The following is a 15,633-nucleotide window of genomic DNA, read 5'->3' as shown; positions in this document are numbered from 1 at the left end:
ATTTTTCCAGCTTGGTTATGAGTATATTACCGTAATTAGCGAGTAGCGAGTAGCAGATTCTGAGCTACAAATGTTATGGGAGCGTCTTGCTGCCTAGAAAAATATAGCTCGCTCTCCTCTAACTGATTCTATAGCGCTTTTCATTTGAGTGCAATACAGTTTGATGAACCTCACCCCTTTCCCCTCTCCTGATTAAGGATACTGCTGGCGAATGGTATATCTCACCCCTCACCCGAACCAATTAATAGGGATTTTGAGTTATTAACAGGAGTGCGATATGCGAAGCGCCAAGCCTCTAGCCTATCGTACTCCTCAAACCATTTTTTTGCGTTGATTGAGGGGTCTTTCCTGATTCTCCAGCAGTATCATGAATCAGGGAAAGAGAGCGAGGTCAATCTGTATTCCGTCCAACTTAAAATCCCTATATTCTTACTTTACGCAAACACTTATAGTTCTCAATTATACTTAACAACTGGAGTGTTTAGCAAACTTAGGTAATTAAACTTACAGACATCTGCGTATAAGCTCTAAACTAGAAGTATATAATACGTATTTATGCGGATGTTGTACGTAGGAGAAATTGATTATATTGTTTTGAAGTTAATACAATTGATTTTATCAATTAACATATAGGAATCCGTTTTGATTTCTGAATAACTCGTAGGGGCTAGGGAATAGGGAACAGGGAATAGGGAACAGAAAATTTACTGAGTATTTTCAAAATTCAAATAGGATTGCTATAGATAAAAATTAATCATTGTATAAGCTATTTATTCTTATAACAATATTCAAAAATAGACTATCAATCCATTTACTTAAATATAAGCTTACCTAATAAGTCATAAACTTATATAATGATCGTAACAATTAAGCTTTGGATCTATATATCATCCTTTTCAGTATGGTTAGCTTTAAGTAGTCAGATAGCATCAGCACAAAAAATACATTCTTTGTCACAAAAAGAAGATGTATATTTTACTGAATCTAAAAGCGACGAAAAAGAGCATTCATTAACAAGAAAAAATGCTTTTAGAGAAAGATTAAAGAAAAGGATTAAAGATTACGTAGCAGAAAGCAATAACCAAACAAACACAGATCAAAAATTATCTAATAAATTTCCTGATGTTTCTCAAAGACTCCGTAAAGGGAAGTTGATTAAAAATGCAATCAATCAATTAGATGCTGCTAAAGAGTTGAATCATAACTACTCAGAATTATCCGAACAGAAGCCATCAAAAGCATCCAATTTAAACTCAGATTATATTTCCCCACCAACAATAGCTGCTCCAGAAAAAATTCATCCTTTCACAACTACTTTACCTTTGAATGGGGTACCCATCAGCCATTTAACCGAATGGGAATTATACGCTGGAACGACTTTCGGAGACGATACTAATACAAGTATTTCTGCTGGAGGTATTCTTAAACTCGACGGAAAAGTAATAGAAAGTTTGACTAAAGACAATGTCTATACAGTAGATCAAAAAGGCAGTTATCTACAGCTACAGAGAATTAGAGAGACTAGACAAATTGCAGTAACAAGAAACGAACCGCATACAATGCTTGGTATGCAGATGCAAATGAGTTTTACTGCTTCCTGTTTAGTTGGTGAAAATATTGAAGGTAAAAAATGCTCCTATACACCTGGTTTAATTACTGATAGAGATAGTCTCGATCCGGATTTCTTTGTACCAACTCGTATAGTCCAAACGGCTAACATGAACGAAGTTGTTACTCCCGAATCACTAGCTTCCATGGAACTTCCAGGATTCCAAACAGGGGCAAGTGGACAGCAAGTCGGACTAGATTTATATTTTCCCAATACAGGAGCATTTCCCGGCAATAGCCAAGGAAATCAAGTTTTCTACGAACGTAAAGAAGAGATACAAAATACTCAAATAGGCTTGTATTCTCAAGTTAGGCAAGTTGTAAAAGCTAATCAGAATAGAGCCGTTATTGGTAGGACAATTCGTGGTTTTGGATTGGTAACAGATAGTGATAATTTACTCTTAAATTCTGCCGTACAGTTAGGCAATTTAGTATTACCCGATGTAAAACCCCGTCTAGAGGGAAGCACTGGCAAAGTTAATACAAATATCAATAGAAATCTCTTTTTAGCAGCTAATACTGTAAGAATTCCCACAAGTAGTTACACCTTTTATCATGCTGGAATCGGTTCTGCTGAAAGCCTCAAACCAAATATTAAACGTAAAAGTCAAATTCCTAGAGCCAGATTTAATAGCGTTTGGGTTGGAATCTCTCCCATTGTCGAGCGCAGAATAGAGAAAATAAATAGATATCAGCCAACTGGAGAGCAAAGAATAATTGCTGACGGAGGTGGCGAAGGTGGAGTTGATTCAAATGTAGACTTGCTTTCTGTTGTGAGTGGTGAAAACTTTTCCAGCAACGAAATAGAAGATTTCTACGGTCAAATTTATCTAACTAATTTTGCTCAAGATGTGAATTTGGTAACAGGAAATCGCTTTGTAGAAGAGATTAAATATTACCCTCATATCAGCTTCACGGGAAACATTATGGGTTCCTTGGATAGCTTGAAATACTATACGGGTATAATTACGGGAAAAACTATTAAAGCTTATGCTGGTGGTGACTATACACGTAACTTTGGTAATTTAAATATTTCTACAGGAGCAGTTGGTTATATTAATCCCGATAGAGACTATTACTCCCAAGTATTTGGTAGTATTTCTCAAAGAATTGGCTCCAGTAGGAAAGCTAATTTAGTTTTATCAAGCCGTTTCAATTACGCTTTAGATAGAGAAAATCGTATCGGAAAGATTGAAAGTGAAGCACCAGCAAGTTTGGTTACAGTAGGAGCCAGAGCCAGTCTTGGTAATCTTTCTTTGGGTATAGTTAACTATTTTGATGACATTTTACCCAATTCTGTGGAGAGAACTTTACGCGCCGACTTGGCAATTAATTTTAGCAAATACTTTCGTTTAAGTGGTTACTATGCTCCAGTGAATAAAGCTTCTAGTCGTTCTCGCTATGGAGCAACTGCTAAATTAAGATTAGGGCGTAAATATAATAGTCCAACAATGTCTGTTTCTTGGACAAATAACTATTATGACTTGGGTAAAGATAGTCAGGGGATTAAACTTGGTTTTACCGACAATATATTCCAAGTATTATTTAGGTTTGGAGCGCCAGGTAATCCGTTTGATAAAGTAGATAATAAACAGATTTTGCGACGGAAAAGGAAGAATCTGATAGATAGATTGCTGCGGAGAAAATATAGGTAAATTCTACTATAATCCTATTTTAATCATATGTAATAAGTACTCACGCAAAATAAATCGTATATTGTCATTATCAACAAAGTGAAGCAATCCCAAACCCCTGGGATTGCTTCACTCTATTTCGTTATGTTCGCAATCATATAGCTATAATTTTTTTCAGCCACCGATTTAAGAGGCGAAGACTCTGATTTATATAATATTCGTTGAAATAGCCGTCACTGCGAGCTAAGCGGAGCTTGTTCCAAAGGGACTGAGCAATCCCAACCCAAAGTGCTGGAATTACGTCGTTCCACTCTGTTGTGCTTATAACGACGTATTATAGTGATTTTACCAACATGATACTACTCTGAAGGCAGAGCCTCATATAAATAGATTTTCACTTAGAGTCTGGCAAGCAGTCAATAAACATAGACTTACTATATTTAAATATTTTGGAGAGTGTTAAACCGAAAGTCCTAACGCAGAAAATATCTGTAGGTATCTTGCTTTATCGCTAAAACACCTACAGATGTTAAATTTTAATAAACAAATAAGTAGCTGGACAAAAAATTTGTATCATTGCGTTCGCCCAGCGTGCCCGAAGGGCATACGACAGCGAAGCATGAGCGCGTTCACCGAAAGTGCGGCTCAGTTGCGGATCATCGCAAAACTATGGGATGATCCGCAGCTTCGCTGAATGCGTCGTTTCACTCGCAATGACAAATATATAATTGATTCTGTCTAAGTACTTAGAATTTATTTGGGATTTATTTACCAACCTGCAAGTTTAATACCCATCTGGATTTCATGACTCTGATAGTTATTTTTTGGTATGCTGAACCCTTATAATTATTAGGCTGTTTAGAACCGCTTTCCTAAAGCCTTTATATTTGAAAAAAGGAAACCAAATGGGTTTTATAGAGAGGCGGCTTTAAGCTGTATCTCCAATAACATTTTAATTTTATGGAATAATACCTCCAGCACCAGTGATGGCAGCATTAACATCAGCAACAGCGTCAACAGCAAGCTGAGCAGAAGCAGCGGCATCAGTTGCAGAAGTAGCAGCAGCAGTAGCAGCATCAGTTGCAGTAGTTACAGCAGTATTTACAGTAGTTACAGCATTAGTTGCAGTATTTGCAGCAGCTTCAGCAGCAGCAACAGCAGCATCGATAGCAGCAGTAGTAACACCAGTACCAGTATTACCAGTAGTGCCAGTGCCAGCAGAGCTTCCGTCAGGGATTGTAGCAATCACATCACCGCTTCCAGTTCCTAACTGAATAGTTGCAGCACCAGTCAAATCATTAGCTTGCGCAACTCCAAGTTCAGGATCGGCTGTACCTGTCATACTTGTAAGTGTTCCAGTAGTGTCTCCCATACCTTCGATAGTGATTACACCAGCAGAACCTAAAGCGAAGGCAGAATTAAAATTCTCATCAATATCATTAAAAGCAGCGGCGGATGCATCGTTTTTACCTACCGAAGCAGCCACAGCAACTCCAGTAACATTATTGGTAGCTGTATCTATGGTGAATGCAGCAGCACCAGCAGCACCACCTTCACCTGCGAAAGCTCCGGAAGATAGACTAAATACGCTAGCAGTTGCAGCAAATAAAGAAATAGATAATTTTTGGCTAAATTTCATGTTCGGATTTCCTTCTCGTAAGTATTTGTTGTCAAATTACTGAAGCAAATCTCTAGCCTTGGTATTAATGTAAAATCAACAATAGGGTTATGAATATAATTTATTGCACATTTTTTTACATTGATAACCGAGTAAACACTTAATAAGAAAATGGATTTTTATTTTACACAAACAAGCAAAATTCTTTAGATCAAGAGTTATGTTTTTTACGTAAATATATTGTTAGCTAACAAAATTCACATAAAGTCTTAAATAATTAATTTGCAATCTGCGTATTTACACTAAAACAAAATATTTATTTATACAGAAACCCGTGAAGCTGCGGATCGTCCCAGCCCTTGCGATGATCCGCAGTTGAGCCGCACATAAAGGTGAACGCGCTCATGCTTCGTTTAATTTCGTTTAACTCGCAATGACAATGTGTAATTAATTATTTTTAACTACTTAGTTGTGGCTGTGGAGATGCGATCGCCATTATTTGTAATGTACTTGTTTTCTTGAAACTAGTACTCCACCAAGGAAACTTTGCGGGGTGTATCGTTGGAAAAGCAAATGTTTTCTTCCCCCTCTTCCCCCTCCCTCGCCTCACCCCGCAATGTAGGCTTGTTCGAGTACTAGAGTACCTTTAATGTGAAACTCTAAAAAATGCCCGTAGATTGTCAGGGCTATTCTTGCAAAGCTTACGGAGGCTAGAAATGTTAGTAGCACACTTTGAGGACACAGGAAACTGATTTGTGGCATCTTCACTACATCTCCACCAATATTCAACCAAAGCCAAATTTTCGGTATTATAAAAATAATCCTAACTTCTTAACTTAAATCGCCCGCACTGTTTTCGAGTACGGGCGGTTTCCCTATATCAATACTTCTTTACTTGTTAGAAAATCTGTAAGGGAGGCAAATTGCGAGGATACAACCCCAAATACGGGAGACGTAGCACTGCGCCCCGTCTCTACACAATACATAATTACGGGTATTATGCATTTTGATCCAATTTCAACACTGCCATAAATGCTTCCTGCGGAACATCTACAGTACCTACAGATTTCATCCGCTTTTTACCTTTGGCTTGCTTCTGCAAAAGTTTCTTCTTCCGGCTAATGTCACCACCGTAACATTTGGCTAACACATCCTTTCGTAATGCTGGAATATGTTCTGAAGCAATAATTTTACTACCAATCGCTGCTTGGATGGGTACTTTAAACTGGTGGCGGGGAATTAATTCCTTCAATTTCTCAGCCATTGAGCGACCAACATTATAAGCTTTATCTCGATGAACAATCATCGCTAAAGAATCAACTGGATCGCCGTTAATCATCAAGTCTAATTTCACCAGATGATTTTCGCGATAGCCAATTAGCTGATATTCCATGCTCGCATAACCGCGAGAACGAGATTTCATTTGGTCGAAAAAGTCGGTGACAACTTCGGCTAAAGGCAACTCATAAGTTAAAGTTGTCCGCCCTTGGGTAAGATATTTCATATCTTTGAATATACCCCGACGACCTTGAGATAACTCCATCAAGGTACCCACGTAGGTTTCCGGGGTAATCATTTCTACTTTAACGTAAGGCTCCTCAATTTTTTCTCGGTCGTTGGGAGAAGGCAGAGTAGCGGGGTTATCAACGTAAACTACTTCACCTTTGTTAGTAGTTACGCGGTAAATTACCGAAGGAGCCGTAATGATTAAATCCAGATTGTATTCGCGCTCCAAACGCTCCTGGACAATCTCCATGTGCAGCAAACCCAAGAAGCCGCAACGGAAACCAAAACCCATAGCGCTGGAAGTTTCCGGTTCAAACTGTAAAGCTGCGTCGTTAAGCTTAAGTTTATCTAAAGCTTCGCGTAAATCCTTGAACTGGTCGGAATCTATAGGAAACATTCCGCAAAACACCATTGGGTTAGCTTCTGCATAACCGGGCAAAGGTTGCACCGCTTTAGCTTTACTTAAAGTTATGGTATCTCCTACCCGCGCATCTTCCACAGCCTTAATTGCTGCCGAAAGATAACCCACTTCTCCAGCGTGGAGTTCGTCAACTTGTACTTGATTGGGAGAAAGAACACCGATTTCGTCAATTTCGTATTCCTTCCCAGAAGCCATGAGATAGACTTTATCGCCTTTTTTCAGCGTGCCATCCATCACCCGGAAATAAACAATTACTCCCCGGTAGCTATCGTAATAACTATCAAAAATCAAAGCCCGCAAAGGCTTCTCAATGTTATTTTGTGCCTGCGGCACTCGTTCGACAATTGCTTCTAAAATTTCTGGAATACCAATTCCTTCCTTTGCAGAAGCAAGAATCGCACCGCTACAATCCAAACCAATAACTTCTTCAATTTCGCCAGCAACTCTATCTGGCTCGGCTCCGGGTAAATCAATTTTATTTAAAACCGGAATGATTTCTAAATCGTTCTCAATCGCCAAATAAACATTTGCCAAGGTTTGAGCTTCTACACCTTGGGAAGCGTCTACTACCAACAAAGCCCCCTCACAAGCTACCAAGCTGCGGGACACTTCATAAGAAAAATCAACGTGACCGGGAGTATCAATCAGATTCAGTACGTATTCTTGACCATCTTTGGACTTGTAATTCATTCGGGCAGCTTGCAGCTTAATAGTAATGCCGCGCTCCCGTTCCAAATCCATGTTATCGAGAAACTGCTCCTTCATCTGCCGATTTTCCACCGTACCAGTGGCTTGCAGAAGACGGTCAGCCAAAGTTGATTTACCGTGGTCAATGTGAGCAATAATGCAAAAATTACGAATGCGAGAAGCGGGAACGTCAGTCATATACTTAATAAAGCTGTATTCTGCAATCTTAATCTTAATAAAAAAAGCCTTTTACTTAACGTATTGTAATGCGTATCGAACAAAGACGCTGCCAAAAGTTCTATTAGAACCAGAAGCAGTGATGAGTAGCGGGTAGTGAGTAGGGAGTCGCAATTAGTGAGTAAATTATTTTTTCCCTTGTACCCAACATCCACCACATCTTACAAAAAGGTACTGGTATAGTTCTAGTGGAAGCGTAAAATAAACATGAACGACTGTATGGCAGCAAGCAGTGATGGTTGACTAATTCAACATTATTTTTGTTCGACTGTAGATAAAGCTGCTTCATCTAACCTTGGGACAAATAACGCGCAGAGAATATTAGCTATGAACATGAAAGAAAAACCCGACCTCGCGGAAAATATATTATCCGATAAGGTAGAAGTTGCTATCCGTTTGGATTCTGAGTTGTTGGAAAAAATAAATCATCTGAGTAACGATCCTTCTAAAGTAATTGAAGTAGCACTGCGTCAATGGCTGCGGGGTGATATTCCTAGAGATGATGAACTGACGCGCACTCCTCATAGAATTAAAGTTCCACCTCGTGGCGAATGGAACGATTAAAAAATATATTTTTTGTTACTAATTCGGGGGAATACAATTAAAAACCCAAGTAAGTATGCTAAAGCTGTAAAAATTTATGCCACACTTTAAGCAGCTATTAGCACAACTTCTTTGGGTCATACTGTTTTTATTTAACTCCAGTTATGAGTATTGCTGCGAATTCTGAACCACCGCATTTATTGTCCGACCAGAAAAAATCTGTTATCGATCGCACTGATGCATTGGCTTGTCTGGGATCTGAATTGGTGTACGTTCAGGAAGGAACGGGACGTTACCTTAATTTTTACTGGCAGCAAAGCGAACGTTTAGGGTTAGAGTCAGAACATATTGACAATAACCAAAATCAAGAAAGCTTTGCCCCGATTGATAAAGCGGGTTATTTTGAACGGTTAGAGCAAGTGTTGACAACTTTAATTCCTCAAAAGTGTCAGTGTTGGTTTAGTCTTCCGCAAGGAACTGTAGAATTTGAATTGCTGATAACTCCTATACTGCCAACTTTAGGTAGTGCTGCCACCTCGGTATTGGTTATGGGGAGATTACTGCAAGTTGCGGCGAGCAAAAATCAAATCCAGGTAACGCCTAAATCTAAAAAAATAGGTGATGATTTACGTTCGCAGCAATACCAAAAGCTGATTAATAATATTACGACCAATATTCGGCGAACCCTGGATTTAAAGATTATTTGGCAGCAAACTGTTGATAGCTTGAGTGCAACATTAAAACCAGAATTTTGTATAATTTGTCCGTATTACGGCGAATCAAAAATAAGTGTTATAGCAGAATCTTGCCAGCCAAACGTTAAGCCAATGTTAGGCACGGAAATAGATATAGCTTCTGAGGTTGGCTTTACTCAAGCTTTGAATACTCTTAAGCCAGTTATAGTAGAGCCAACAGAAAATTCACTATTCAACACTGAGAAACTTTTAATAGTCGCAACTTCCCATCAAGAACAACCCAATAGCTTAATCGCATTGAGTTTAAGTGCTGAATGCTCCCATTTATCAGCTAAGGAACTTGAGTTAACTAAAGAAGCTGCTAATCAAATTGGTACGGCGATCGCCCACGCGACTTTGTATAAAGAATTAGAATCGGCGCGGCAGCAAGCGGAAGATGCTTCCCGTCTCAAAAGCGAATTTCTAGCTAACGTTTCTCACGAAATCCGCACGCCTTTAAATGGAATGATTGGCTTTTTGAAACTGATTTTGGATGGAATGGCTGATGATGACGAAGAAAAAGCTCTGTTTTTAGGAGAAGCTCACAAATCATCTTTACATTTATTGGAAGTTATTAACGATATTTTAGACTTTGCCAAAATAGAAGCAGGCAAAATGGAGTTGGAACTGAGACCGGTAAAACTTGATGAGTTATTTACCGATGTCGAAAACTTCATGCGGTTGCAAGCAGAGCATAAAAGTCTCAGCTTTGGGATGCAGCTACCCGACACAAACGATGAAATTCTCGTTTACAGCGATTACCTGCGTCTCAAACAAGTAATGATAAATTTAGTCGGTAACGCCATAAAATTTACCCACGAAGGGCATATAACCGTTACTGCTGATGTAGTTCGTAAAAAAGTTATGTTTAAAGAGCAAGAGTTTCCCGGTATGGTAAAAGTCCGGGTAGTAGATACAGGTATAGGTGTTTCTTTAGACCAGCAAGATAAATTGTTTCAATTATTTTCCCAAGTCGATGGTTCCCGTACTCGTCAATATGGTGGTACTGGGCTGGGATTAACCATATCTCAAAAATTAGTCGAAGCGATGGGTGGCGAAGTTCATTTTTACAGCTTAGGTGAAGGGCTTGGCTCCACAGTTACCTTTACAGTTCCGCTGTACCAGCAACCGGTGATGGTTTCTAGTGCAGATAGTGAAGAAGGGTGAACAAAGGGAGAGGGGGAAGAGGGAGTGAGGGAGTGAGGGAGTGAGGGAGAAGAATAAAATTATTACCAATGCCCCATGCCCCATGCCCCATGCCCCATTCCCAATTTATTTAAAGTTGTTCCAAAAGCTGTTTGATTTTTGGTAACTGTTGCTCTTTAAACCTATCGGGGAATCTTAGGTTGATGGTGATTTTGCCGGTTCCATCTTTTTCTAAAGTATCAACTTCGGCAATAAATCGACCAGATTGTGAAATGTCGATTTTCTTGTCTTTACTTAAAAGTAAACCTACTGCTGGTTGAGCAGCTTGTATATTGTAAAAATCATTTTGACCAAGTACTTTACTAGAAGATTTTGCTTGGGTACTATCTAATTCCAACCGTAATCCCGTTACTCCTAATTCAGTAGTGACTCCGGTGAAGCGATCGCCGTCTAAATATAATTCACCAAATGCATGTACTTGTTTGCGTATCTGTTTGTGTTTGGTTAGTTGAATATCTTGCAAGGAGCGCAACAAGCTAGTAGAGATGAATCCAAGAGAAGCAACCGGTCGGTCTGTAACTTTACGTTTTTGAGAATACCATTCTTTAACATCGCAATACAAAATCAAGCTGAGGTCATCTTTTTGTGATTGAGTCAGGTTTATAAAATCAACTGCAAGATGGCTTCTTATTTTGCTGATAGGAGATAATCTCATAATTCTTGCGGTAAGAGATACTTTTCTGGAAAAATCTCCTTTTATTTCGATGTCTATCTCATCCGGTAAATTTAGCTGAGAATTGAAAGCTATCAAAGCACCGCTTTCAGAAATATTTATTGTTTCGCCGATAATAGTTTGCTTATTGCCCGAAAGTTCAACGGGAAGACGACGTTCTAAGCGGTGTTCTCTACGGATTTGCGGTTGCTCGTAAGCAACGAGTAAAGCACTTACTAGTAAGGTGAGGTTTAACACACACCATAGGGTGTTTACCAACACAGCTTCCCAATCTTCTGGACGAAGCAATGCCCAGAAAGGAACGGCAATTAAAGCTAGGACTACAAATACCGTAACAATTATCAAACCTAGCATTGATTTCCAATCAAAGCTTCTTTCAGTAACGTTTACACCTTTATCGGTAACGTTAAAAGAACCTAGTTTGGGATTGATTAACGCCAGTAATGTCACCCATCCCACCTGAAAAGACATGACAAATTCAAACACCTCATTCCAGAAACTAAAGCGAGCGCGTTTGTGAATGATGTAGTTAGTACTTAGAGAAAGAGTAATATGGGGGATTGCATAAGCAAGAGTTTCTAAACCCAAACCTTCAACTGGGTTGACACCGAAGAGTAAAAACAGTGTGGGAATGATTGCGTATACTATGCGAGGGAAACCATACAAAAAGTGGGAAGTAGCGCTAAAGTAACAAATTCTTTGGGGAATTGTTAATTTCAGTTTTGGGTTAAACAGCGGATTTTCAAGACGCAGAATCTGAGCCATGCCTCTAGCCCAGCGTATTTGCTGACCTAAATAAGCAGGATAAGTTTCGGGAGCTAATCCCGCAACCATAATTTTGTCGTAGTAGACAGATTTATAGCCCCGCGAATGCAGTCTTAGTGCTGTATGACAATCTTCTGTTACTGTTTCTACCGCAATTCCGCCAATTTCTAAGGCATGAGATTTACGAATTACTGCCGCAGAACCACAGAAAAATGAAGCATTCCAAAAGTCATTACCTTTTTGGATTACTTTATAAAACAGTTCGTTATTGACGGGGATTTTACCTTTTGTCAGCAAATTGCGCTCGAAGGGATCGGGATTGTAAAACCAGTGAGGAGTCTGAACAAAAGAAACTTTGGGGTCATAGAAAAAGCCGACTGTATGCACCAGAAATTGACGCGATGGAATATGGTCGCAGTCTAAAATTAATACCAAGTCGCCATCTGTCTTACCAAAAGCATGATTGATATTACCTGCTTTGGCATGGTTGTTATTATCCCGAGTTAGATGAATGCAGCCGAGTTCGGCACACATTTGTTTCAATTCTTCCCGTCTAGCACGAAATTTTTCTCGGCGGGGGTCACTTGCTTTGTATCTTTCAGGACGACCATCATCAAGAATATAAACTTTTTTCTTGCCGCGAGCATATTCACATTTCTTAGCTGCTAATGCAGTTTTACGAACAATGCTAACATCCTCGTTGTAGGTAGGAATATAAATATCAACGTTGAACCATTCGTCTACTGGTATCTGAGTTAAATTTACCGGCTTGCGTTCTTTGAATTGTAAAGTTTGGAAATATGCCAGTACTAGGGTCAATATCGCGTAAAGTTCAGCCGTTAATAAAACAACACAGGCAATACTGTTAACCCAGGTATCAAAATTCAAAGTATAAGAAGTGCGGTAGAAGAGGTAACGCATAGTAGTTACCAAACTTAGCCACACCATGAACAAATGGTAATAGTGGGTAATTTCTTTAGATGGTTCGTTTTTTTCTGCTCTTACAACTAGTTGACCGATAATAATTAGAAATAAGGCGATCGCCCCTTGCTGCCACAATTCGACGGGCGAAATAATTAAAGGTGCTGAAATCAATAGTATTAAAACTGTTAACCATTTGAAGCTTTTTAGACCTAATTTATCTAAAGAGCGGTCAAAAAATCTTGGTGTCAGGTCAGTTAACCACACACCTGGATTAAATAAGTTACGTTTTTTTCTAGGCTCGGTGTTTGATGAATAGGACATCTTTAATTTAGTATTTTGACTTTATGTAATTGTGTATATTTCACCCAGAAGATGAAACAAAGGCAAAAATAATAGCTATTGCACAAGCAAGTGCAAATTCTTTTTCTATTTAATAATTGAATAGAAAAGATATAAGAAAGGAGAAGAAACTGGTTGATAGAGATTTATTGCTGTATCTCTACCAAATATTTGTCTGCGGTAAAGTATCTTCAATACTGAAACGAAGATTAGAGTGCGCCAAAATTCAGCAAATAAAGTACTAGACTTCTTTTTATTAGTTTTGATGGTTTAGATTTCAGTCCTATTTATAGGATTTGAGCTATTAACTCGGGGTTTGCAACCCCGAGTGGATGCTCCGTGTTATTCGCTAACGAGCAAGATAAATGTCAAGGGCAGACAGCCTGACGAAAATACTACGTTTTATCCTTGACATTTAAGCGCTTCAGATATAGCTGAACAATGCCGTAAAGTATCAAGGCTAAACCGACAATACCCACGGGTATGAACAGCCAATTTTCTTGAAACATTTGAGAAGTCTTGCTTAGTGCATTACTGTTGTCTAGCCGACGAGTCTTAGGAGCATTGTTGAAAAAGCTCAATTCAAATGCATTGTCATCATAAGCATTTGGCTCTTTTTCATCGCTGCTAATTAATACGGTGTCTTGTTTTAACTGGAAGAACCAAGCATCGCGATCTAAAACTTGTCTGACTCTATCCAAGCCTGATTCAGTTTGAGCAGTCAAAGCCAAGACTACGCGATCGTTATTCCAAGGAGAAATAATTTGCTTAATCATGCCTTGGGAATCTTGAGGAATTTGCAGCTTTACCTGCTCTTTGTCTTGTTCGTTGCCAAATAAGCGGAAGAATGACTGGCTCAAATTTAATCCTTGACTCTTTTCGAGAGCTTCTGAGATGGGAAAATTATTTTGGGTGCCAATTGCAACGATATGATTATTTTTGGCTGACTCATCATTAGACAATGTATCGGGGGTATAAACATCGAGTTTTACCGAAGGAGCTTGAGAAAGACGACCTAAACGTTCGCTAAACTCCAACAAAGTTAATACATTCGTTTTAGAAGGATTTTTAGGAACAACGATTGTTGTTTGGGATAAATCTTGGGGAGATGCAAAAGGAAATCCAAATTGCAGCAACTCTAGATTTGGTAATGTCGCAGAGGTTTCGCGCTTGAGGTCAAAGCTAGTTTCGTTATGCAGCGTACCCGTTAATTGTTGGTCGGGGGCATAAATACAGCTTTCGTTATTAAAAGGTTCTCTCGCATTCATGCGGAAGAATACTTCAATTTTGGAATTGGGTTTAATTAATTTAGGAGGTAAATCAACTTTGAGATTTTTACGAGTCTCTCCGGATTCTGAAGATAAACGTTCGCCACCAATGAAGTTTCCATCTAGCAATACTTCAACAGCAGAAGTTCTGGGGTTGAGTTGAGGACCGTAGCTGTAGACTAAATTCATAGAACTACCGCGTAAAAAACGGTCGTCTGGCAAGGCTCGAAAATCAATTTCTACTGCTGGCGCTCCCGCTCCTCGCACCGTGACATCTTTAAATTTCTCTTCGTTTTCAGCGGTAATCTCGCTCAACTGAAAAGAGTTTTTCTCGGGTAAATAACGAGGCCATTGGCGTTCTCCAGGAGTTGGTAATTCTGGAACTTTATCAACAACGACAACTTGACCGCTACCCATTTTGCTGGTATCCGACTGTACCAAAAACTTAATAGCTTTCTCCACTCCCTCTTTGCCGTTACCAGTAGCAATTAATACGGGAGAGCCGCTTTCGGTGGTAGTCATTATCAGAACTCCCCGGTCATCCGGTACCACGGTTTGTTCTTTATTGAGGATTTTATTTCCTTCGACTGTAATTGGTAAATCTATTTCCGCTAAAGCTGGTTGTTCTTGGGGAGTACCGATAATTACTACTTTTTCGTTGGACTTAACCTTTGTAATATCGGTTACTAAATCAGCATCTAAAGAACGGAAATCAGCCTTTCTACCCAAAGAAGCTTGCAGTCTTGATGCTGCGGTTAACCATGTTGGATCGACGTTAGTTGGCTGTAGATAATTGATTTTACTAGCTTCTAAACCCAGCTTGTCAAAAATGGGATAAGGATAACGGCTGAAATTTTCTGCAACTGACTTTCGTTGAAAATTAAAAACTAATTTGGAATCAGGCAGAATCTCCGTCCAAAGATTGGGATCGTTGGGATTCGTACAAATTTCCGAATTATTTTGTTGAGCAACTATTTTTAGTTCGTTATAATCTTGAAGTAATTTTGGCGGAATATTTACCAGTAGTTCGCCAATTTGTGAATTTTTACGGTTAAGAGGTACGCTACCGACAGCTGTATCGTTAACCAAAACGGTCAAGTTAGAACGGTTAGCGTAAAGTGCGGGTGAATGTTGAAAGCGAATCGAAGCTTTTACATTTCCTATATTCCAACCACGGGGACGAGTAAAGCCCAAACGACCTTCAGAATAAATTCCTCGCAGGCGCATCCGATTACCTACAATCGGAGCGCGATTAAATTCTAAGTTATGAGTTATCGTCTTCCCGGAAGTCGCAGTCTCAGAAGTAGCATCTGTATCTTCGTCTACATCTGAAGTATCTGCTTGAGCTATAAAGCTTTCTTGTGCGACGGCTTGAGCGTCTAACGAAGAATAAGGGGACATCAAAAGCGAACAAAAAATGATAAATATTTGAGTACTAGCTTGGGAAAGATAAAGTAGTCGCTTCATTGG

General features: G+C 39.2%; 7 protein-coding genes. 3 read left to right on the top strand and 4 right to left on the bottom strand.

Going from position 1 to position 15,633, the window contains the following annotated elements:
* Positions 1-950: 950 nt before the first annotated feature.
* Entirely contained in the window at positions 951-3,263 is a 2,313-nt protein-coding gene (locus RIV7116_RS26335) for a hypothetical protein (protein WP_157229334.1), read from the top strand.
* Between the two features lie 937 nt (positions 3,264-4,200).
* Here RIV7116_RS26335 and RIV7116_RS36620 read toward each other — a convergent pair.
* Positions 4,201-4,881, bottom strand: a complete 681-nt coding sequence (locus RIV7116_RS36620; protein WP_015121375.1) for a hypothetical protein — start codon at positions 4,879-4,881, stop codon at positions 4,201-4,203.
* Positions 4,882-5,857: 976 nt separating this feature from the next.
* The gene (gene lepA, locus RIV7116_RS26325; RefSeq protein WP_015121374.1) at positions 5,858-7,672 is read right to left on the bottom strand and encodes a translation elongation factor 4; all 1,815 of its coding nucleotides are present in this window, start codon (positions 7,670-7,672) and stop codon (positions 5,858-5,860) included.
* 366 nt (positions 7,673-8,038) lie between these two features.
* Here lepA and RIV7116_RS26320 point away from each other — a divergent pair, with 366 nt between their 5' ends.
* Positions 8,039-8,275 (top strand): hypothetical protein, encoded by a 237-nt coding sequence (locus tag RIV7116_RS26320; protein ID WP_015121373.1) that lies wholly within the window; start codon positions 8,039-8,041, stop codon positions 8,273-8,275.
* 143 nt (positions 8,276-8,418) lie between these two features.
* Complete coding sequence (locus tag RIV7116_RS26315; RefSeq protein WP_015121372.1) at positions 8,419-10,155, top strand: GAF domain-containing protein; 1,737 nt, start codon at positions 8,419-8,421, stop codon at positions 10,153-10,155.
* A 109-nt stretch (positions 10,156-10,264) separates the two neighbouring features.
* On the opposite strand, the gene bcsA is transcribed toward RIV7116_RS26315, so the two are convergent.
* Together bcsA and RIV7116_RS26305 are read right to left on the bottom strand one after the other, a co-directional pair.
* Entirely contained in the window at positions 10,265-12,877 is a 2,613-nt protein-coding gene (gene bcsA / locus RIV7116_RS26310; protein WP_015121371.1) for a UDP-forming cellulose synthase catalytic subunit, read from the bottom strand.
* 413 nt (positions 12,878-13,290) lie between these two features.
* On the bottom strand, positions 13,291-15,630 hold the full coding sequence (locus RIV7116_RS26305; protein WP_015121370.1) for a cellulose biosynthesis cyclic di-GMP-binding regulatory protein BcsB: 2,340 nt from the start codon (positions 15,628-15,630) through the stop codon (positions 13,291-13,293).
* Between the last annotated feature and the right edge of the window lie 3 nt (positions 15,631-15,633).

The organism is Rivularia sp. PCC 7116 (genome assembly GCF_000316665.1).
GTDB lineage: Bacteria > Cyanobacteriota > Cyanobacteriia > Cyanobacteriales > Nostocaceae > Rivularia.
The sequence above is the reverse complement of the archived record's forward strand: the minus strand, read 5'-3'. Positions and strand labels throughout refer to the sequence as shown.

What these genes read in the sequence shown, in the direction of transcription:
- lepA (WP_015121374.1), bottom strand. Translation starts at nt 7,672, where the DNA reads ATGACTGACGTTCCCGCTTCTCGCATTCGTAATTTTTGCATTATTGCT.
- RIV7116_RS36620 (WP_015121375.1), bottom strand. Translation starts at nt 4,881, where the DNA reads ATGAAATTTAGCCAAAAATTATCTATTTCTTTATTTGCTGCAACTGCT.
- RIV7116_RS26305 (WP_015121370.1), bottom strand. Translation starts at nt 15,630, where the DNA reads ATGAAGCGACTACTTTATCTTTCCCAAGCTAGTACTCAAATATTTATC.
- RIV7116_RS26315 (WP_015121372.1), top strand. Translation starts at nt 8,419, where the DNA reads ATGAGTATTGCTGCGAATTCTGAACCACCGCATTTATTGTCCGACCAG.
- bcsA (WP_015121371.1), bottom strand. Translation starts at nt 12,877, where the DNA reads ATGTCCTATTCATCAAACACCGAGCCTAGAAAAAAACGTAACTTATTT.
- RIV7116_RS26320 (WP_015121373.1), top strand. Translation starts at nt 8,039, where the DNA reads ATGAACATGAAAGAAAAACCCGACCTCGCGGAAAATATATTATCCGAT.